The organism is Cupriavidus sp. YR651 (genome assembly GCF_900101625.1).
Classification (GTDB): domain Bacteria; phylum Pseudomonadota; class Gammaproteobacteria; order Burkholderiales; family Burkholderiaceae; genus Cupriavidus.
The window spans coordinates 390,735-410,608 of the sequence record NZ_FMYZ01000005.1 but is presented as its reverse complement, the minus strand read 5'-3'; the positions used below and the strand labels follow the sequence as shown (position 1 = coordinate 410,608).

The 19,874-nt window shown below is 65.0% G+C and carries 14 protein-coding genes; 9 read left to right on the top strand and 5 right to left on the bottom strand.

The annotated features are described in order from the left end of the window. Positions 1–4 precede the first annotated feature (4 nt). Together BLR29_RS16890 and folD are read right to left on the bottom strand one after the other, a co-directional pair. Positions 5–2,092 carry a M3 family metallopeptidase gene (locus BLR29_RS16890; protein WP_092138272.1) on the bottom strand — a complete coding sequence of 696 codons (2,088 nt, stop codon included), beginning with the start codon at positions 2,090–2,092 and terminating at the stop codon, positions 5–7. Between the two features lie 116 nt (positions 2,093–2,208). Next, positions 2,209–3,069 (bottom strand): bifunctional methylenetetrahydrofolate dehydrogenase/methenyltetrahydrofolate cyclohydrolase FolD, encoded by an 861-nt coding sequence (gene folD, locus BLR29_RS16885; protein ID WP_092138153.1) that lies wholly within the window; start codon positions 3,067–3,069, stop codon positions 2,209–2,211. A gap of 150 nt (positions 3,070–3,219) precedes the next feature. Between folD and BLR29_RS16880 the strand changes: the two genes are divergently transcribed. Next, positions 3,220–3,918, top strand: coding sequence for a hypothetical protein (locus BLR29_RS16880; protein ID WP_092138271.1), 699 nt, complete (start codon positions 3,220–3,222; stop codon positions 3,916–3,918). Between the two features lie 94 nt (positions 3,919–4,012). On the opposite strand, the gene BLR29_RS16875 is transcribed toward BLR29_RS16880, so the two are convergent. Both BLR29_RS16875 and BLR29_RS16870 read right to left on the bottom strand, forming a co-directional pair. After that, positions 4,013–4,645, bottom strand: a complete 633-nt coding sequence (locus BLR29_RS16875; protein WP_092138152.1) for a response regulator transcription factor — start codon at positions 4,643–4,645, stop codon at positions 4,013–4,015. A gap of 138 nt (positions 4,646–4,783) precedes the next feature. Beyond that, positions 4,784–7,486, bottom strand: a complete 2,703-nt coding sequence (locus tag BLR29_RS16870) for a PAS domain S-box protein (RefSeq protein WP_092138151.1) — start codon at positions 7,484–7,486, stop codon at positions 4,784–4,786. 407 nt (positions 7,487–7,893) lie between these two features. On the opposite strand from BLR29_RS16870, the gene aceE reads away from it, so the two are divergent. The 4 genes from aceE to lpdA all read left to right on the top strand — a co-directional run bounded on the left by aceE (position 7,894) and on the right by lpdA (position 15,067). Next, positions 7,894–10,581 (top strand): pyruvate dehydrogenase (acetyl-transferring), homodimeric type, encoded by a 2,688-nt coding sequence (aceE, locus tag BLR29_RS16865; RefSeq protein ID WP_092138150.1) that lies wholly within the window; start codon positions 7,894–7,896, stop codon positions 10,579–10,581. 190 nt (positions 10,582–10,771) lie between these two features. Continuing rightward, complete coding sequence (aceF, locus tag BLR29_RS16860; RefSeq protein WP_092138149.1) at positions 10,772–12,439, top strand: dihydrolipoyllysine-residue acetyltransferase; 1,668 nt, start codon at positions 10,772–10,774, stop codon at positions 12,437–12,439. A gap of 168 nt (positions 12,440–12,607) precedes the next feature. Then, positions 12,608–13,237 carry an Ntn hydrolase family protein gene (locus BLR29_RS16855; RefSeq protein WP_092138148.1) on the top strand — a complete coding sequence of 210 codons (630 nt, stop codon included), beginning with the start codon at positions 12,608–12,610 and terminating at the stop codon, positions 13,235–13,237. A gap of 39 nt (positions 13,238–13,276) precedes the next feature. Further along, positions 13,277–15,067 carry a dihydrolipoyl dehydrogenase gene (gene lpdA, locus BLR29_RS16850; RefSeq protein ID WP_092138147.1) on the top strand — a complete coding sequence of 597 codons (1,791 nt, stop codon included), beginning with the start codon at positions 13,277–13,279 and terminating at the stop codon, positions 15,065–15,067. Between the two features lie 436 nt (positions 15,068–15,503). Here the strand turns inward: lpdA and phaP1 are convergent, their stop codons facing one another. Continuing rightward, on the bottom strand, positions 15,504–16,082 hold the full coding sequence (phaP1, locus tag BLR29_RS16845) for a TIGR01841 family phasin PhaP1 (RefSeq protein ID WP_092138146.1): 579 nt from the start codon (positions 16,080–16,082) through the stop codon (positions 15,504–15,506). A 478-nt stretch (positions 16,083–16,560) separates the two neighbouring features. On the opposite strand from phaP1, the gene BLR29_RS16840 reads away from it, so the two are divergent. From BLR29_RS16840 to BLR29_RS16825, 4 genes are all read left to right on the top strand, one after another. Then, the gene (locus BLR29_RS16840) at positions 16,561–17,568 is read left to right on the top strand and encodes a histone deacetylase family protein (protein ID WP_092138145.1); all 1,008 of its coding nucleotides are present in this window, start codon (positions 16,561–16,563) and stop codon (positions 17,566–17,568) included. Continuing rightward, on the top strand, positions 17,565–18,500 hold the full coding sequence (locus BLR29_RS16835) for a DMT family transporter (RefSeq protein WP_092138144.1): 936 nt from the start codon (positions 17,565–17,567) through the stop codon (positions 18,498–18,500). Before BLR29_RS16840 ends, BLR29_RS16835 begins: the two co-directional genes overlap by 4 nt. A gap of 106 nt (positions 18,501–18,606) precedes the next feature. Next, positions 18,607–19,056, top strand: a complete 450-nt coding sequence (locus BLR29_RS16830) for an acyl-CoA thioesterase (RefSeq protein ID WP_092138143.1) — start codon at positions 18,607–18,609, stop codon at positions 19,054–19,056. Positions 19,057–19,094: 38 nt separating this feature from the next. Further along, positions 19,095–19,850 carry a nitroreductase gene (locus BLR29_RS16825; protein WP_255371287.1) on the top strand — a complete coding sequence of 252 codons (756 nt, stop codon included), beginning with the start codon at positions 19,095–19,097 and terminating at the stop codon, positions 19,848–19,850. Positions 19,851–19,874 lie beyond the last annotated feature (24 nt).

The window sequence follows — 19,874 nt, the reverse complement described above, 5'->3', positions numbered from 1 at the left end:
CTGCTTAGGCTGCCATGCCTCCGTGCCGCAGCAAGGCGTCGATCTGCGGCGCGCGGCCCCGGAAGGCCACGAACGATTCCATCGCCGGGCGGCTGCCACCCACCGACAGGATCTCGCGGCGATAGCGCTCGCCGGTTTCGCTGTCGAGGACGCTGCCGGAAAGCTGGCTGGCCTCCTCGAACGCGGCGTAGACATCGGCGGACAGCACCTCGGCCCACTTGTAGCTGTAGTAGCCGGCCGCGTAACCCCCCGCAAAGACGTGGCTGAACGTATTCGGCCAGCGCGACAGCGGCGACTGCGGCACGACGTGCTTGCGGTCGTTGATCTCGCGTGACAGCTCCAGCACGGACGTCTTGCCTTGCGGCTCGTAGTCGGTGTGCAGGTGCATGTCGAACGACGAGTACACGATCTGGCGCAGCGTCATCATGCCGTTCTGGAAATTCCTGGCGGCCAGCATGCGGTCGAACAGCGCGCGCGGCAGCGGCAGGCCGGTGTCCACGTGGGCGGTCATCTCGGCCAGCACCTCGTACTCCCAGCAGAAGTTCTCCATGAACTGCGATGGCAGCTCCACCGCATCCCATTCCACGCCGTTGATGCCGGACACGCCCAGGTCTCCCACCTGCGTCAGCATGTGATGCAGGCCGTGGCCAAACTCATGGAACAGCGTGATGACTTCGTCGTGCGTGAACAGCGCGGGCCTGCCACCCACAGGTGCAGTGAAATTGCAGGTCAGATAGGCCACCGGCGTTTGCACGGTGCCGTCGTCACGTTCCTTGCGGCCGCGGGCGTCGTCCATCCAGGCGCCGCCCCGCTTGCCTTCGCGCGCGTAGAGATCGAAGTAGAACTGCGCCAGCAGTGCGCCTTGCGGCGACACCACGCGATAGAAGCGCACGTCCTTGTGCCACGTCTGCGCTTCGTCCGGAAGGATGCGGACGGAAAACAGCTTTTCGACCACCCCGAACAGGCCTTCCAGGACCTTGGGCTCCTGCAGGTACTGCTTGACTTCGTCGTCCGAGAACGAATAACGCTGCTGGCGCAGCTTCTCGGAGGCATAGGCCACGTCCCACGGTTTCAGCTCGGACAGGCCGAGTTCGTCGGCGGCGAATTTGCGCAATTCAGCCCAGTCCTTTTCCGCGTAGGGCCGGGCGCGATCCGCCAGCTCGTCGAGGAATTTCAGGACTTCGGCGGGGGACTCGGCCATCTTCGGCACGAGCGAGACTTCGCCGAAGTTGTTGTAGCCCAGCATGCGGGCTTCCTCGCGGCGCAGCGTCAGCTGTTCGCGCATGTTGGCGGTGTTGTCCCAGTCGGCCTGGCCGTTGCCATACTGCTGGCCCAGCTCGGACGCGCGCGTGACGCTGGCCTCATACATGGTCTGGCGCAGCGCGCGGTCATCGGCGTACTGCAGCACGGGGAAGTACGACGGAAAATGCAGCGTGAACTTCCAGCCGGTCTTGCCGTCCTTCTGGGCGGCCAGCGCGGCGGCTTCTTTCGCATCCGCAGGAATGCCGGACAGGCGTGATTCGTCCTCGATGATCAGGCCGTAGGCGTTGGTGGCGTCCAGCACGTGATCGGAGAATGCCTTCGACAGTTGCGCCTGCTGCTCCTGGATCTCGGCGAAACGGGGCTTCTGGTCCTCTGGCAGCTCCGCGCCGCCCAGGCGGAAGCCGCGCAGCTCGTTTTCCAGCAGTTGCTTGCGCGCGGGCGACAGGCCGGCGAATTCCGGACCGGCGGCCACGGCCTTGTATTTCTCGTACAGCGCCAGGCTCTGACCCAGCGACGACCAGAACTCGGTCATGCGAGGCAGGTTGTCCGTATGGGCCTTGCGCAATTCCGGCGTATCGGCGACGGCGCTCAGATGGCCCACCACGCCCCAGGCACGGCCCAGCGGTTCGGTGGCGGTTTCCAGCGCTTCCACCGCGCTGGCCCAGGTGGCCGGCGTGGCGGGATCTTCGGTACGGTCGACGGCGGCCTGTGCATCGGCCAGCAGCACGTCCAGGGCCGGGGCGATGTGCTCGGGCCGAATCTCCGCAAAGCGCGGGAGGTCGGAAAAATCCAGCAGTGGATTGTTGGCGCGTTCGTTGGTCACGGTCATGGCGGTTCTCGGTTGGCTGGCCTCGATCTGGCTCGATGTCTGCAACATGAGGCCTCTGCGACGAAATATCCAGTACGGCTTTCCTATCGGCACCATTGGGCGCCGGGCATGCCCGTTCAGGCGGCGATGCCCGCCTCGCGCTCGGCGGCTTCCAGCGTGTTGATCAGCAACATCGTGATGGTCATCGGACCCACGCCGCCGGGCACCGGGGTGATATGGCCCGCCACTTCACGCACGCCGGCAAAGTCCACGTCGCCGCACAGCTTGCCGGCGTCGTCGCGGTTCATGCCGACGTCGATCACCACGGCGCCGGGCTTGACCATGTTGGCGGTGATGATGTTGCGGCGGCCCACCGCGGCCACGACCACGTCGGCCTCGCGCGTGTGGGCGGCCAGGTCGCGCGTCTTGCTGTTGCAGATGGTCACCGTGGCGCCGGCCTGCAGCAGCAGCATCGCCATCGGCTTGCCGACGATGTTCGACGCACCCACCACCACCGCGCGGGCGCCGCGCAGCGGGTACTGGATCGATTCCAGCATTTTCATGCAGCCATACGGCGTGCAGGGGCGGAACAGCGGGGCACCGGTCATCAGCGCGCCGGCATTGGCCACGTGGAACCCGTCCACGTCCTTTTCCGGGGCGATGGCTTCCAGCACCTTGTGGCTGTCGATATGCTTGGGCAGGGGCAGTTGCACCAGGATGCCGTGGATCCGGGCGTCCTTGTTCAGGGCGTCGATCCGGGCCAGCAGGTCGGCCTCGGAGAGGTCGGCCGGGTAGCGGTCCAGCGACGAATGGAAACCGTTGTCCTCGCAGGCCTTGACCTTGTTGCGCACGTAGACCTGGCTGGCGGGGTCCTCGCCCACCAGCACCACGGCCAGGCCGGGCTGGTGACCTTTCTCGGTCAGGCGGGCGGCGCGCAGGGCGGCTTCGGTACGGATTTGTTTGGCAAGGGCGTTGCCGTCGATCAGTTGAGCGGACATGGGGATACGGGCTGGAGAGGCTTTCTGGAACGGGGCGTGCGCCGGGGGCGGCGTCGCGTGCAAAGCCGGATTATAAAGGGTCGCAGCCGTTCGGCAGCGTCTTGATCGGCTGCAAGCGTGCCCGTTGGGCGGGCTGCTAGCATGCGCCGCATGCACACGGCCAATTCGTCTTTTCCGGATCTGTTGATGGCGTGGGGCCTGCCGGCCCTCTCGGCGTTGTCGCTCGCTTGGGCGCTGACGCGCCGGCCGTGGCAACTGTTACGCCGCGACGCCCTCCAGCATGCCTGGCTTGGCGGGCTCGTGCTGCTGGCGTTGCTCTGGACGGCCCGCGCCACACTGACCGGGGGACTGGTGATTCAGCTCATGGGTGCCACGCTGGCCGTGACGTTGTTCGGCTTGCCGCTGGCGCTGGTGTCGATGCTGATCGTCGATGGGATCTCGCTGCTTGGTCTGGCGTACCTTGCCGGGCAGGGTTGGGCGCAGGTCGAGTGGTCGACATTCTGGCCGCGCTTTGTCTGGCTGGGAATGCTGCCTGCGCTGCTCTCGGCCGGGCTGCAGGGCGCGATGCGACACCTGCTGCCACGGCATCCATTTATCTTCATCCTCGGACACGGGTACTTCGCCGCCGGCCTGGCCGCGCTGGGCGCGGGTGCCTTGCAGGCGCTGTGGCGATTTGAGATCGCGGGCGGTGGGGGCGGGGCGCTGAGCCTGGCAGATACGCTGACGGGTCTGCTGGTCATCGCGTTCGGTGAGGCCTTCCTGACGGGGATGCTCGTGGCGATTTTTGTGGCCTACAAGCCACAATGGATCGTGTCATTCCGCGACGACGAATATTTGACCGGCAAGTAGCGGGGAGGGGCGAGGCGGGGGCCGGGTTGCCATTGGCGAGAACGCCAATGGCAACGGTCAAGACAACCGCCATGACAGCGGCCCGGTGACGGACTTAGCTGTTGCGCGACAGCGCCAGGCGCAGCAGGTCGGCCACGGTGTTGACGTTGAGCTTTTCCATGATGTTGGCGCGGTGCGCCTCCACGGTCTTGATGGAAATGCCCAGGTCGTCGGCGATCTGCTTGTTCAGGCGGCCGGCCACGATACGTTCCAGCACCTGTTGTTCACGCGTGGTCAGCTTGCCCAGCAGGTCCTTGGCGGCGCGCTGTTCACGAGCGGCCGAATGGTCCGTGCGGGCCTTCTGCAGCATGCGTTCCACCAGCGCGCGCAGCTCCGATTCGTCGAACGGCTTTTCGATGAAGTCGATGGCGCCGAGCTTCATCGTCGACACCGCCATCGGCACGTCGCCATGGCCGGTGATGAAGACGATCGGGATATCGATGTTTTCCGCGATCATGCGCTCCTGCAGCTCGGGGCCGCTCATGCCCGGCATGCGCACATCAAGAATCAGGCACGATACCTGGCCGGCATCGTAGGCGCTGAGGAACTGTTCGGCGCTGCTGAAGCTGCGAACCTGGTAGCCATTGCCTTCCAGCAGCCAAGTCAGCGAGTCGCGCATCGCTTCATCGTCGTCGACGATGAAGACGGTCTCGCCACGATGAGGCGTGGGGCTGGGCGTTGCGGTCATGAAGTCTCCTGGGGCAAAGTCGTTTGCAACGAAGTGTAACCGTCTGCGGCGGTGCGCAACACCCCCCGGCGGATGATTCGGACGGCCTCCCGATGCCCCGCGGCAGAGGGTCGTCCGGTTCGCCGGGAGCTGTCCGCGTTACTGCTCGGAAAGCGCGGGCTGCAGCGGCAGGGTGATTTTAAACGTACAGCCGATCCCGTCCACATTGTTTTCGACCCACAGGCGGCCCTGGTGGGATTCGATGATGGACCGGCAGATATTCAGGCCCATGCCCATGCCGTCGGATTTCGTGCTGAAGAACGGCTCGAACAGGCGCTCCTTGGTGGCCTCGTCCACGCCCGGGCCCTGGTCGATGACGTCGATGCACACGCATTGGCCGAACTCGACCATTTCCACGCGCGCATGCAGTCGCACCACGCCGGCGGCGCGCATGGCCGGCAGGCCGGCCATCGCCTCGACGGCATTCTTGAGCAGGTTGACCAGTACCTGTTCGATCAGCACCGGATCCACATACAGCAGCATCGGCGGGGCTGGCAGGCGGGTGAGGATGGTGACGCGGCGGCGCGTGGCTTCCAGATCGGCCAGGCCAACGGCGTCGGCGACGATGTCATGCAGCGCGGCCTCGCGCCGCTGGGGCTGGCTGCGCTTCACGAAGCCGCGGATGCGGCTGATGATGGTGCCGGCGCGCACGGCCTGGGCCGAGGTTTTTTCCAGCACCGGGATCAGGTCCTCCGGCGTGCTGCGGCCGGAATGCAGGCGGGCCACGGCACCCATGCAGTAGTTGTTGATCGCGGCCAGCGGCTGGTTGAGTTCGTGCGCCAGCGACGACGCCATCTCGCCCATCGTCGTCAGGCGGCTGGTGAACTGCAGCCGTTCCTCGTGCTGGCGCGCCATTTCCTCGGCGGCCTTGCGGACCGTGATGTCCGTGGCGATCTGCATCTGGGCCAGGTGGCCATCCACCCACTGGATATAGCGGCGACGCACTTCAAACCATTTCTGCATGTCCGGCACGAAGACCTCGCGCGCGTCGGACGCGTACGGCATCAGTTCGGACGCGGGCAGGCCGGCGTAGGCATCGACATAGTCGGTGTTGTCGCTCGACATCTGCTCCTTGTCGAAGTCATCCCCGGCCAGCTTGAGGTGGCCTTCCGCCTCCCAGCCGAAGAGCTGGCGGTAGTAGCGGTTGGCGAACAGCAATTCCGCCTTGTCGGTGGCCAGCACGGACACGGCGGCGTCCAGGCTTTCCAGCACGGTGGTGAAGCGGTCGTGCGCGGCGGCCAGTTCTTCCCGGGCACGCTTGGGCTCGGTGATGTCCGTCATCGAGCTCATCCAGCCCGTATGGCGTCCACGGCTGTCCACCAGCGGCGAGACGTACATCCGCGCGAAAAAGCTGCTGCCGTCGCGCCGCATCACGCGCATCTCGTAGCCGGTGGCGGGGGACTTGCCCTGCAGCGTCAGGTCGATCTGCTTCTGCATCTCCTGCTGGTCGTTGGGCGGCCAGTAGGGGAAGGGCGGCACGCGGCCGACCAGGTCGCTCTCGGTCCAGCCCGTCATGCGGCAGAACGCCGGATTGACGTAGGTGATGCGGCCGTTCAGGTCCAGTGCCCGCAGGCCGATCAGCATCGAGTTTTCCATCGCCCGGCGGAACGATGTCTCGGCCAGCAGGGCGCGCTGCGCCTCGGAGCGGCGGCTGGTGTGCCGCCACATGCTCCACAGGCTCCAGAGCAGGAAGCAGGACAGGCCCACCACCAGCCACAGCAACATGTTATTGGGCAGGTTGGACGGCGGCGGGTACGCATCGGCGCGCAGTGACAGCGAGTGGCCCGGCGGATCCAGCAGCACCTCGTAGGACAGCGCGTTGCCCGGTACCGGCCGTACCGATGTGCTTGCGCGCGTCTGGTTGTTCTTGTCGATCAGCGAAAAGCGGTATCGCTCGGTCAGCTCCGGCGGCAACAGGTGCGTCAGGATGCCGTTGATCGAATAGAGGGCGCCCAGCGTGCCGAGGAACTCGTTGTCGCGCACGATCGGCACTTCCATCAGCATGAAGCTGTCGCCGCGGTCGTTCATCAGCGGGCGCGAGTAGACCACGCGCTGGGTCTCGCGGGCGGCGTCGAAGGTGTCCAGCACCTCGGGTTCCAGCGGCTGGTCTACCGTTTCGCGCAGGCGTCCTGCAAATTCGGAGGTGGACGGCAGGGACCAGCGGCCACGCCGGGTGGCATCGAGCCAGTTGACGAAGACGATCTCGGGATTCTCGCGCAAGATTTCCTGGGCGGCGGTGCGATAGGCGCCCTGGTCCATCTGGGCGGCGGCGATGTCGCGCGCCAGCGAGGCAAGCTGGTCCTGGTTGCTCAGCAAGGACAGCCGAACGCGCTGCTGCGCCCAGGCTGCGTCGCGATACAGCGCGTCGCGCTGCTGCTGGCGTTCGGTCTCGTGCAGCGACCACAGGATGACGCCCATCGCCACCGTGAACAGCACGATGGCCACGAGCGGGATGAACATGAACCAGCTGGTGGCCACCAGGTTGCGCCAGCGCAGCCACCACAGGCGGCGGGGCGGGGCGGCGAAGGGGCCGTCGGCTTCATGCGCGCCGTCGTGACCGTTGTCATGCGTCACGTCATGGGGGCCGTCGTGGGAGGCGCCTTGCGCGACGGCGTGCGCCCCATGGTGCGCGGCCTCGTTGGCGGGGTGGCTGTGCAGCGCCTCGAGCGGACCCACGGCATGCAGCGACCCACCCTTGCCGCCATGGGACGCGTCGGCGCCGGCCGGGCTGGCGGCCTCGGAAGCGTTGGGCGGGAGGACGGCCGTGCGCAGGCCAGAGAGGATTCGATTGAGAAACTGCATAGGGGATTGACGGCTGACTCGCCAGTGTATCGGGATTATTGCGGTGCGTCGCTTGGGGAAAGCGCCTACACAGAAAGGCACTTTCTTGCGCTCCTCCGGGTCATTAACGGCGTCGCGGATCGTTTTCTTGTGCGCTGCGACAATATTCCACATTATAAAAAACGACACCGTAATCTGAAAATTTCACTTGTCAGCCGCTGCTGTGCTTCCATAGAATCGCTTCGACCGAACAATGCGGGCGGGCTCCACATGCCTGCCGGACGCGAGGATCCGGGACAAGGATCCGGCTCTGGCCAGACCGATGCCAGGGCAAGGCACGGACCCGCCGCGACGTCATCATCGTCACACCGGCCGAATCGACCCGCTCATGCTGCGGGCGCCGGGCAGGAATTCACCAGGAGACAGTCATGTCAGCTGTACCAGAGCAGATCCTCGGCGCCAGCAGCGCCAACGACGCAGATCCCCAGGAAACGCATGAATGGCTGGATGCCCTGCAGGGCGTCCTGAACGCGGAAGGCGCGCAGCGCGCCGCGTTCCTGATCGAAAAGCAGATCGAATACGCACGCGTGAACGGCGTCACCCAGCCGTTCCACGCGGAGACGCAGTACATCAACACCATTCCGGTCGAGCAGCAGGCCCGCATTCCCGGCGACCAGGACATCGAGCACCGCATCCGCTCGTACACGCGCTGGAACGCCATGGCCATGGTGCTGCGCGCCAACAAGCACACCAACGTCGGCGGCCACATCTCCTCGTTTGCCTCGGCAGCCACGCTCTATGACGTGGGCTACAACCACTTCTGGCGCGCCCCGTCGGAAGCGAGCGGCGGCGATCTGGTCTTCGTGCAGGGCCACTCGGCACCCGGCGTGTATTCGCGCGCCTTCCTGCTCGGCCGCCTGACCACCGAACAGCTCGACAACTTCCGCCAGGAAGTGGACGGCAAGGGCATCTCGTCCTACCCGCACCCGTGGCTGATGCCGGATTTCTGGCAATTCCCGACGGTGTCGATGGGCCTGGGCCCGATCATGGCCATCTACCAGGCCCGCTTCATGAAGTACCTGGACAGCCGTGGCCTGGCCAAGGCCGGCGACCGCAAGGTGTGGGCATTCCTGGGCGACGGCGAGACCGACGAGCCGGAATCGCTGGGCGCGATCGGCATGGCCGGCCGCGAGAAGCTGGACAACCTGGTCTTCGTGATCAACTGCAACCTGCAACGCCTGGATGGTCCGGTGCGCGGCAACGGCAAGATCATCCAGGAACTGGAATCGGAATTCCGCGGTTCCGGCTGGAACGTGATCAAGGTCGTGTGGGGCAGCCGCTGGGATTCCCTGCTGGCGCGCGACACCAAGGGCCTGCTGATGAAGCGCATGATGGAATGCGTGGACGGCGAGTACCAGACCTTCAAGGCCAAGGACGGCGCCTATGTGCGCGAGTACTTCTTCAACACGCCGGAACTCAAGGCGATGGTGGCCGACTGGTCGGATGACGACATCTGGCGCCTGAACCGCGGCGGCCACGACCCGCACAAGATCTACGCCGCCTACAAGGCCGCCAGCGAGCACAAGGGCCAGCCGACGCTGATCCTGGCCAAGACCATCAAGGGCTATGGCATGGGCGATGCCGGCCAGGCCATGAACGTGGCGCACCAGCAGAAGAAGATGCCGGTGGAAGCCATCCGCGCCTTCCGTGACCAGTTCACGATCCCCGTGCCGGACGACAAGATCGAGGACGTGCCGTACCTCACGTTCGAGGAAGGCTCGAAGGAACTGGAATACATGCGCGCCCGCCGCATGGAGCTGGGTGGCTATCTGCCGGCCCGCCGCCTGAAGGCCGAGCCGCTGCCCGTGCCCGAGCTGACCGCGTTCGACGCGCTGCTCAAGGCCACCGGCGAAGGCCGGGAGGTCTCCACGACCATGGCGTTCGTGCGGATCCTGAACACGCTGCTCAAGGACAAGCAGATCGGCAAGCACGTGGTGCCCATCGTGCCGGATGAGTCGCGTACGTTCGGCATGGAAGGCCTGTTCCGCCAGGTCGGCATCTGGAACCAGGAAGGCCAGAAGTACGTGCCGCAGGATCACGACCAGCTGATGTTCTACAAGGAATCGCAGACTGGCCAGGTGCTGCAGGAAGGCATCAACGAAGCGGGCGCCATGTGTGACTGGATCGCCGCCGCCACGTCGTATTCGACGCACGGCGTGCAGATGATCCCGTTCTACATCTACTACTCGATGTTTGGCATCCAGCGTATCGGCGACCTCTGCTGGGCCGCTGCCGACATGCGCTCGCGCGGCTTCCTGCTGGGCGGCACCTCGGGCCGGACCACGCTGAACGGCGAAGGCCTGCAGCACGAAGACGGCCACTCGCACGTGTTCCACGCCGCGATCCCGAACTGCATTTCGTACGACCCGACGTTCCAGTACGAACTGGCCGTGGTCATGCAGGACGGCATGCGCCGCATGTATGCCGAACAGGAAGACGTGTACTACTACCTGACGGTGATGAACGAGAACTACGAGCATCCGGAAATGCCGGCTGGCGTGGAACGCGACATCGTCAAGGGCATGTATCAGTTCCGCAAGGGCGTGGAAAACAGCAATGCGCCGCGCGTGCAACTGCTGGGTTCGGGCACGATCTTCCGCGAGGTGATCGCCGCCGCCGAACTGCTCAAGAAGGACTGGGGCGTGGAATCGGACCTGTGGAGCTGCCCGAGCTTCACCGAACTGGCCCGCGAAGGCCAGGCCACCGAACGCTTCAACCTGCTGCATCCGACGGAGACGCCGCGTGAATCGTTCGTTGCCCAGAAGCTCAAGGGCGTGCGCGGTCCGGTCATCGCTTCCACCGACTACATCCGGGCATTCGCCGAACAGATCCGTCCGTTCGTGCCGCGCCGCTACGTGGTGCTGGGCACCGATGGTTTCGGCCGCTCGGATACCCGCGAGAAGCTGCGCCACTTCTTCGAAGTGGATCGCCACTGGGTGACGCTGGCGGCGCTGAAGGCGCTGGCCGACGAAGGCGCGATCGGTCGTGAAAAGGTGGCCGAAGCCATCAAGAAGTACAACCTCGACCCGAGCAAGCCGAACCCGATGTCGGTCTGATTCCGTACATACACGCCTGAACCCCCCGTAGTGCGGCACCCGCCGCGCCGCGGGCGCCCCCGGTTGCCGGTGGCGCCACGCGGCGCAGGTGATGCGCGGCAGCGTGACAGATGCGTGCGGCCAGAGTAACCTCGCCGCTTGCGTTCGTCGTGTGTTGACGTGTGTGCCGGCTGCCCAGGAGAGACACTTAATGAGTCAAGCGATTGAAATCAAGGTGCCGGATATCGGCGACTACGACGCCGTTCCCGTCATCGAAGTCCACGTCAAGCCGGGCGACGCCATCAATGCGGAAGACGCGCTGGTGACGCTGGAATCCGACAAGGCCACCATGGACGTGCCGTCGCCGCAGGCTGGCACGGTCAAGGAAGTCCGCATCAAGGTGGGCGACAACGTGGCTGAAGGCTCCGTGCTGGTGATGCTGGAACCGGCTGGCGCCGCTGCCGCCGCCCCGGCACCTGCCGCCGCTGCGCCGGCTCCCGCCCCGGCCCCGGCCGCCGCTGCACCGGCTCCGGCCCCCGCAGCCGCGCCGGCTCCGGCGCCTGCTGCCGCTGGTGGCGGCACGGTCGAAGTCAAGGTCCCGGACATCGGCGACTACGACGCCGTACCCGTGATCGAAGTCCACGTGAAGCCGGGTGACACCATCAGCGCGGAAGACGCGCTGGTAACGCTGGAATCCGACAAGGCCACCATGGACGTGCCGTCGCCGCAGGCCGGTACGGTCAAGGAAGTGAAGGTCAAGGTCGGTGACAACGTGGCTGAAGGCACGCTGATCCTGATTCTGGAAGCTGCGGGTGCCGCTGGTGCCGCCGCAGTCGCACCGGCCGCCGCGCCGGCCCCGGCTGCCGCTGCGCCGGCGCCAGCCCCGGCTGCGAAAGCTGCCGCCCCGGCTCCGGCGGCTCCCGCCCCGGCGCCGGCCGCACAGGGCGTCACCGGCAAGGCCGCCCACGCCAGTCCGTCGGTCCGCAAGTTCGCCCGCGAACTCGGCGTCGATGTGTCGCGCGTGCCGGGTACGGGTCCGAAGGGCCGGATCACTCAGGAAGACGTCCAGGGCTTCGTCAAGGGCGTGATGAGCGGCCAGACCGCCGCACCGGCAGCCGCCGCCTCGACGGGTGGCTCGGGCGTTGGCCTGGACCTGCTGCCGTGGCCGAAGGTTGACTTCACTCGCTTCGGCGAGGTGGAAAGCAAGCCGCTGTCGCGCATCAAGAAGATTTCCGGTGCCAACCTGCACCGCAACTGGGTCATGATCCCGCACGTCACGAACTGCGACGAGGCGGATATCACTGAACTGGAAGCCTTCCGTGTCCAGCTGAACAAGGAAAACGAGAAGTCCGGCATCAAGGTCACGATGCTCGCGTTCATGATCAAGGCCACGGTCGCGGCGCTGAAGAAGTTCCCGAACTTCAATGCCTCGCTGGACGGCGACAACCTGGTGCTGAAGAAGTACTTCAACATCGGCTTTGCCGCGGACACCCCGAACGGCCTGGTCGTGCCGGTGATCAAGGACGCCGACAAGAAGGGCGTGCTCGAGATCAGCCAGGAAATGGGCGAACTGGCCAAGCTGGCCCGCGACGGCAAGCTGAAGCCGGACCAGATGCAGGGCGGCTGCTTCTCGATCTCGTCGCTGGGCGGCCTGGGCGGCACCTACTTCACGCCGATCATCAATGCGCCGGAAGTCGCCATCATGGGCGTATGCAAGTCGTACATGAAGCCGGTCTGGGACGGCAAGCAGTTTGCGCCGCGCCTGACGCTGCCGCTGTCGCTGTCGTGGGATCACCGTGTGATCGACGGCGCCGAGGCAGCCCGCTTCAACACGTACTTCGCGGCGCTTCTGGCGGACTTCCGCCGCATCCTGCTGTAAGCGGTCGCTTGAAGATGATTCTGGCGTCGTTGCGCGGCCTTGCCGCACCACTTGTGCAGTCTGTGGCCGCGCGTCCAGCCAGAACCGCTCCGCTTCATCTTGAAGCAACCGCACTGCACACCGGCACTGCCGGTGTGCGAACTGCGGCGTGACGAGTGGAGGTGATCCATGACTACCTGCGTTGTCGTCAGAAAGGGTGCCGAAGTGGCGATCGCGGCGGACGCTCTGGTCACCTTCGGGGACACGCGCCTGTCGCGTGCCTATGAACGCAACCAGAAGGTCTTCCCGGTAGGCGAGAGCTTTGTCGCGCTCGCCGGCACGACGGCGCACTTCCCGGTCATGCGCAGCCTGCTGGCCGGCATGGGCGAGGAATGCCGGCTGCTCACGCGCGACGACGTATTCCGGACCTTCCTGAAAGTGCATGAGCGACTCAAGAACGAGTACTTCATCAACACCAAGGAAGACGAGGACGACCCCTACGAGTCATCGCAGATTGTCTGCCTGATCGCCAATCCGGGCGGCATCTTCGGTGTCTATTCCTACCGCGAGGTGTTTTCGTTCGACCGTTTCTGGGGCATCGGCTCGGGCCGCAACTATGCGCTCGGGGCCATGCATGCGGTCTACGACCGGCCCGACATGGACGCTGGCGCCATCGCGCGGATCGGAGTGGATGCGGGAGTGGAGTTCGACAAGAGTTCGGCAGGACCAATCGACGTGCATACCGTGCGGCTGCAGGCGCAGCCGTCGCCGGCGCAAGCCAGTGGCGACGCGGCAACCAACAACGAAGGCGCGGCCTGACCCGCAGGCGGGCAGGGCGCGCATCCCAGGAGGAAAAGCATGAGTGTGATCGAAGTCAAGGTGCCGGATATCGGCGATTTCGACGCGGTGGAAGTGATCGAGGTGCTGGTCAAGGCCGGCGACACGGTCGAGGAAGAGCAATCGCTGATCGTGCTGGAGTCCGACAAGGCCAGCATGGACGTGCCGTCGTCGGCCACCGGCAAGGTCGTGGACGTCAAGGTCAAGGTTGGCGACAAGGTAGCCAAGGGCACGGTGATCTGCACGGTGGAAGCCGGCGCGACCGCAGCGCCGGCACCGGCCCCCGCCGCAGCGCCCGCTCCGGCGGCGCCGACCCCCGCGCCGGCAGCCGCTGCACCGGCGGTCGCACCGGCTGCGGCAACGCACAGCGGCAGCGCCGATATCCAGTGCGACATGCTCGTGCTGGGCGCTGGCCCCGGTGGCTACTCGGCCGCTTTCCGCTCGGCGGACCTGGGTATGAACACCGTGCTGGTCGAGCGCTATGGCTCGCTTGGCGGCGTGTGCCTGAACGTGGGTTGCATCCCGTCGAAGGCGCTGCTGCATAACGCGGCCGTGATCGACGAGGCCAAGGCCCTGGCGGCGCACGGCATCCTGTTCGGCGAAGCCAAGATCGACCTGGACGGCCTGCGTCACTACAAGGAAACCGTGGTCGGCAAGCTGACCGGCGGCCTGGCCGGCATGGCCAAGGCCCGCAAGGTGCAAGTTGTGCGCGGTATCGGCAATTTCCTGGATCCGCACCACCTGGAAGTCCAGGAAACCGAGGGCGATGGCAAGGCGACCACCGGCAAGAAGACGGTGATCCGCTTCGAAAAGGCGATCATCGCCGCCGGCAGCCAGGCCGTGAAGCTGCCGTTCATCCCGGAAGACCCGCGCATTTTCGATTCGACCGGCGCGCTGGAGCTGCGCGACATCCCGAACAAGATGCTCGTGATCGGTGGCGGCATCATCGGCCTGGAAATGGCCACCGTGTACAGCACGCTGGGCGCGCGCATCGACGTGGTGGAAATGCTCGACGGCCTCATGCAGGGCGCTGACCGCGACCTGGTCAAGGTCTGGGACAAGATGAACAAGCATCGCTTTGACAACGTGATGCTGAAGACCAAGACCGTTGGTGTGGAAGCCAAGCCGGACGGCATCTACGTGAAGTTCGAAGGCGAGGCCGCACCGGCTGAACCGGTGCGCTACGACGCGGTGCTGGTGTCGGTGGGCCGCACGCCGAACGGCAAGAAGATTGGCGCTGAGAAGGCTGGCGTGGCCGTGACCGACCGTGGCTTCATCGACGTCGACAAGCAACTGCGTACCAACGTGCCGCACATCTTCGCAATTGGCGACATCGTTGGTCAGCCGATGCTGGCCCACAAGGCCGTGCACGAAGCGCACGTGGCCGCGGAAGCGGCCCATGGCGAGAAGGCGTACTTCGACGTCAAGCAGATTCCGTCGGTGGCCTATACCGATCCGGAAGTGGCCTGGGCTGGCCTGACCGAAGAGCAGTGCAAGGCGGAGGGCATCAAGTACAGCAAGGGCACGTTCCCCTGGGCTGCTTCGGGCCGCGCCATCGCCAATGGCCGCGACGAGGGCTTCACCAAGCTGATCTTCGACGAGGAAACCCACCGAATCATCGGCGGCGGTATCGTAGGCATGCATGCCGGCGATCTCATCAGCGAAGTCTGCCTGGCCATCGAGATGGGCGCGGATGCCGTGGACATCGGCAAGACGATCCACCCGCACCCGACGCTGGGCGAGTCGATTGGCATGGCCGCGGAGATCTACGAGGGCGTCTGCACGGACGTGCCGCCCCCGCGCAAGCGCTGAGAACCTGGTCGCGCCGAAACGAAACAGCCCGCCTGATGGCGGGCTGTTTTCATGTCAGCTTGGCAACTAACCGCCAGGAATTCTTGGCGACCGTAAAGGCTGGCTGGAAGAGGCGTGAATCTGGGGCGGGAACGGGAAGGGGCGTTCAGCCTGGGGTGCGGGCGGGAAGGCGGGAATTCGCGCGGCGTGCCCGTCGAGCAGGCCAAAAAAAACCCGGCACCCTCTTTCAGGGCCGGGCTTGAACGATACCTTTGGAATCTAAGGAGACCGGGGTACCGAGGAGACATCGGCACGCGGCGAAGGCGGGACCTGGATGCATCGGATTCCCGTCGTCACCACCGTTGGCAAAACGTCCATTGGAGCGGGGCGCTTTGCCAACGGACCGGCCGGAGCCGGTTCGCTGGTCTTGCCTGTTACAGCTTGCGACTTCTACAGCTTAGGCCGTGGTCGTCGGCTTCTTGGTTGCCGTGCGAGCCGTGGCGCTGGCTTGCTGGGCAGCCTTGGTCGCGGCGGTGGCGGCAGCCTGGAAGTTGCTTTCGGCCATTTCCACAGCTTGCTTCGTGGCCTTCTGGACCGACTCGTACGCGTTGTTGGCAGCCGAGATGGCCGACTTCACGATCGCGACGGTCGATTCCGAACCGGCCGGGGCGTTCTTGGCGAAGTTGTCGACGAGCGCTTGCACGTTCTTCGAGCCTTCGGCCAGTTGGGCTTCAGCCACCTTGGTGAACTCGCTTTGGGTTTCCGAAGCGATTTCGTACAGGTGACGCGTGTAGGCGAGGGTCTTTTCGGCAACCGGTTGCACCAGGGAGGCCTGAATGGCCAGCAGTTCCTGGGCGTCCTTGGCGGACAGTGCCTTCTTGGCGTTGTCGACGTTTTCGGCGAAGGTGGCCTTGACCACTTGCAGGTTCAACTCGACAAGCTTTTCGACGCCTTCGAATGCCTTGGTGGTCAGACCGAACAGGGTCTCCAGGTTGGCTTTTTGTGCGGCTGCAACTTGTTCCGGGGTCAGGATCATTGCTGGTCTCCAGTGGTGAACTTCAAGGTCAAGCAAAATAGAAAATTAGGCCGCCCAGATGTCAAAGCCATGACTTGTGTCGTAGCCGAGCCCGAGCGTATGTTCGTTTGCGGTCGATCCGAGGTCAGAAACCTTTGGTGCGCCGCAACAATTCCAATTCTAGAGAAACTTCGAATCGTGTCAAGCGGTTTTGGTGCGGTGCACAAAATGTCTTTCGGTTTGCACCCTTCTATGGGCAGTAATGTCCACGTATCCCGCATGGGGCAAGGGTTTATCCTGATATGGCGTGGTTGGTGCGACGCGAGAATCGCCGCGCTGATGGGGTGCCTTGAACATGCGTTGAGTGGCGATGCTACTATCCCAGACTGCCCGGTCGGCGAATGTGGATCTCCCGCCACTTATCCGGGCCGGATCAGGCATTCCTGCCTCGAATCCTGATGTCCCATCTCGTCGCTACCCCGAAGCCGACCTGCCATCGATGCTAGCTTTCTACGCCGACCACTTCGTATTGCCATTGCCGCCGGGACACCGCTTCCCGATGCGCAAATACAGCATGCTGCGGGATGCGGTGGTGCGGGAGGTCGCGGGCATCGAACTGCGGGAAGCCCCGCGGGCGGACGACAATGCACTGCGGCTGGCCCATACGGCCGACTACATCGCCGAAGTGTCTGCCGGACGGCTCGACGCCGCGCGTCAGCGAGAGATCGGCTTCCCGTGGTCCCACGAGATGGTGGAGCGCTCGCGGCGCTCGGCCGGCGCCACGATCGCCGCCTGCAGGACGGCCATGGAAGAGGGTGTTGCAGTGAACCTGGCCGGGGGCACCCACCATGCCTACGCCGACAAGGGCGGCGGTTTCTGTGTCTTCAACGATGCCGCGATTGCAGCCCGCCAGCTCCAGCGCGACGGGCGTGTGCGCCGCGTCGCCGTGATCGATCTCGATGTGCATCAGGGCAATGGCACCGCGTCCATCCTGCGCGACGACCCGACAATCTTCACGCTGTCGCTGCATGGCGAGAAGAATTACCCCTTCCGCAAGGAGGCCAGCGATCTGGATGTGGGTTTGCCTGACGGGTGCGACGACGACGGCTATGCGGCCGCGCTGGTGTCCGCGCTCGACGCGCTCTATGCACGCTTCAATCCTGAACTCCTGATCTACCTGGCCGGCGCCGACCCTCACGAGGGCGACCGCCTCGGGCGGCTGCGACTGACCCTGGCAGGCCTGGCGCGGCGCGACACGATCGTCTTCGAATCCGCGCTGGCGCGCCGCCTCCCCATTGCCGTGGCGATGGCGGGTGGCTACGGCAATCAGATCGAGGATACGGTGGCTGTTCACACGCAGACCGTCGGCCTGGCTGCGCACTATCACGCGCGCTACCGGGCTGTGGGCGCCGACAGCCGCGCTTCCGGTATCTCCACGGGCGTCGTTGCCGAAGACCCCGCCGGTTTTCCCCCGGGCTCGTCCAACCTGGCGACGGCGGCGTCATGAGTTCGCGCGCTACTACCCGACCCAGCAACGCCGATATCTCCACGGGCGCGCGCCTGTGGGTGGCTGGCATGCCCGCGCTGTTCGTCCTGATCTGGAGTACGGGCTTCATCGTCGCGAAGTACGGCATGCCCTATGCCGAGCCGATGACGTTTCTCTTCCTGCGCTTTGTCGGGGTGTTGGTCCTGATGGTGCCGTTCGTGCTGCTTGCGCGCGTGCCGTTGCCACAGCGGCAGACAGCCGATGGCCCACGCGTTGACTGGGCGCGCGTCGGCCATATCGCCGTGGCGGGGCTGTTCCTGCAGGCGGGCTACCTTGGCGGCGTCTGGGCGGCCGTGAAGCTCGGCATGCCCGCCGGCTTGTCGGCGCTGATCGTTGGCATGCAGCCGCTGCTGACGGCACTCTTTGTCAGCCGCATGGGTGAGCGCGTGAGTGGCAGGCAATGGATCGGGCTGCTGATCGGGCTGGCTGGCGTGGGCCTGGTCGTCGCCAACAAGCTCACCGCGACGGGATTGTCGCCCGCCAGCCTGGTGCTGGCCGTCGGCGCGCTGGTCTCCATCACGTTCGGCACCCTCTACCAGAAGCATTTTTGCCCGGTGTTCGATCTGCGCATGGGCTCGGTGATCCAGTTCGCGGCGTCGGCCGTGGCGTGCCTGCCATTCATGTTTTTGTTCGAAACGCGTGAGGTGCATTGGAACCTTGCGATGGCGGGTGCGCTCTTATGGTCCGTCGTGGCGCTATCGATCGGCGCCATCTCGCTGCTGTTTGTGCTGATCCGGCAGGGTGCGGCGACCAAGGTTTCCAGTCTGATGTACCTGACGCCACCGACGACCGCCGTCATGGCCTGGCTGCTGTTTGGCGAGCGTTTCTCGCCGCTGGCCGCGGCGGGCATGGTGGTCGCCGTTTCGGGTGTCGCGCTGGTTATCCGCCGGTAGCGGCCAGGCAGGACACCGCCAAGCCACCAGCAAGCCACCAACAAGGTACGGAAAGACCGCCAATCGGCCCCAAAGACAGACCCAGACGAACGTTCTCTGACCCGCCATGAAGCCAGAACCCGATCGCCGCAGTGCCTTTGCGCACTTCCAGCCCATCACGACGCGTTGGATGGATAACGATGTCTATGGCCACGTTAACAACGTTGTCTACTACAGTTATTTTGATACGGTCGTTAACACGTACCTGATCCGGGCGGGCGCGCTCGACATCGAGTCGGGCGCCACCATCGGGCTGGTGATCGAGACGCAGTGCAACTATTTCTCATCGCTGACCTTCCCGGATACGGTCGTGGCGGGGCTGCGTGTGGCAAGACTCGGCAATTCGAGCGTGCGCTATGAAGTGGGGCTGTTCCGCAATGACGACGACGTCGCAGCGGCACAGGGACACTTCGTGCACGTCTACGTCGATCGCGAGACGCGGCGCCCCGTGCCATTGCCGCAGGCATTGCGGCAGGCGCTGGAACCGCTGGTGATGCAAGGCCAGGCGTCAGCCTGAAGCGTGTGCAACCGTACAAAACCTGGAGACGAAAGAGCATGTTCAACCCCGGTAACGCCATTCGCGCAACCCTTGAGGCCACCGCGGCCAATGGCGATACGTCCGTGACCGATGCCGCCGCGATCGTCGATCGCGCCATCACCACGCGCCGGTCGATCCGTGCGTTCCTGGATACCCCCGTGCCACGCGAAACCGTGGAGGAGATCCTGGCTGTGGCCAGCCGCGCGCCGTCCGGCACCAATGTCCAGCCGTGGAAGGTTTATGTACTGTCAGGGGATGCCAAGGCGCGGTTGTGCGCCGATGTGCTCGCCGCCTACGACGATCCCGATCGCGATGACAAGTATCGCGAGGAATACCCGTACTACCCGCGCGAGTGGGTCAATCCGTACCTCGCCCGGCGCCGCAAGGTGGGCTGGGACCTGTACGGGTTGCTGCAGATCACCCGCGAGGACAAGGCGGCCATGCACGAGCAGCATGCCCGCAATTTCCGTTTCTTCGATGCACCGGTCGGCCTGATCTTCACGATCGACCGGATCCTGGAGCAGGGCAGCTGGCTTGACTACGGCATGTTCCTGCAAAGCATCATGGTGGCGGCGCGTGCACGCGGACTGGACACATGCCCGCAAGCCGCCTTCACTCAATTTCATAGTGTCCTGGCCAGGCAATTGCGGCTGACCGAGGACGAAATGGTCGTTTGCGGCATGTCGCTGGGTTACGCCGACCCGGAGGCCACCGCCAACCAACTGAAAACGGAGCGTGAACCGGTCAGTGGGTTCGCGCGTTTCCTGTCGTGATGACGAAAGTGTGGTTTTGAGGAA

Coding starts and splice junctions, on each gene's coding strand:
- folD (WP_092138153.1), bottom strand. CDS start 3,069: ATGTCCGCTCAACTGATCGACGGCAACGCCCTTGCCAAACAAATCCGT.
- BLR29_RS16880 (WP_092138271.1), top strand. CDS start 3,220: ATGCACACGGCCAATTCGTCTTTTCCGGATCTGTTGATGGCGTGGGGC.
- BLR29_RS16890 (WP_092138272.1), bottom strand. CDS start 2,092: ATGACCGTGACCAACGAACGCGCCAACAATCCACTGCTGGATTTTTCC.
- phaP1 (WP_092138146.1), bottom strand. CDS start 16,082: ATGATCCTGACCCCGGAACAAGTTGCAGCCGCACAAAAAGCCAACCTG.
- BLR29_RS16855 (WP_092138148.1), top strand. CDS start 12,608: ATGACTACCTGCGTTGTCGTCAGAAAGGGTGCCGAAGTGGCGATCGCG.
- BLR29_RS16840 (WP_092138145.1), top strand. CDS start 16,561: ATGCTAGCTTTCTACGCCGACCACTTCGTATTGCCATTGCCGCCGGGA.
- aceF (WP_092138149.1), top strand. CDS start 10,772: ATGAGTCAAGCGATTGAAATCAAGGTGCCGGATATCGGCGACTACGAC.
- aceE (WP_092138150.1), top strand. CDS start 7,894: ATGTCAGCTGTACCAGAGCAGATCCTCGGCGCCAGCAGCGCCAACGAC.
- lpdA (WP_092138147.1), top strand. CDS start 13,277: ATGAGTGTGATCGAAGTCAAGGTGCCGGATATCGGCGATTTCGACGCG.
- BLR29_RS16830 (WP_092138143.1), top strand. CDS start 18,607: ATGAAGCCAGAACCCGATCGCCGCAGTGCCTTTGCGCACTTCCAGCCC.
- BLR29_RS16825 (WP_255371287.1), top strand. CDS start 19,095: ATGTTCAACCCCGGTAACGCCATTCGCGCAACCCTTGAGGCCACCGCG.
- BLR29_RS16870 (WP_092138151.1), bottom strand. CDS start 7,486: ATGCAGTTTCTCAATCGAATCCTCTCTGGCCTGCGCACGGCCGTCCTC.
- BLR29_RS16835 (WP_092138144.1), top strand. CDS start 17,565: ATGAGTTCGCGCGCTACTACCCGACCCAGCAACGCCGATATCTCCACG.
- BLR29_RS16875 (WP_092138152.1), bottom strand. CDS start 4,645: ATGACCGCAACGCCCAGCCCCACGCCTCATCGTGGCGAGACCGTCTTC.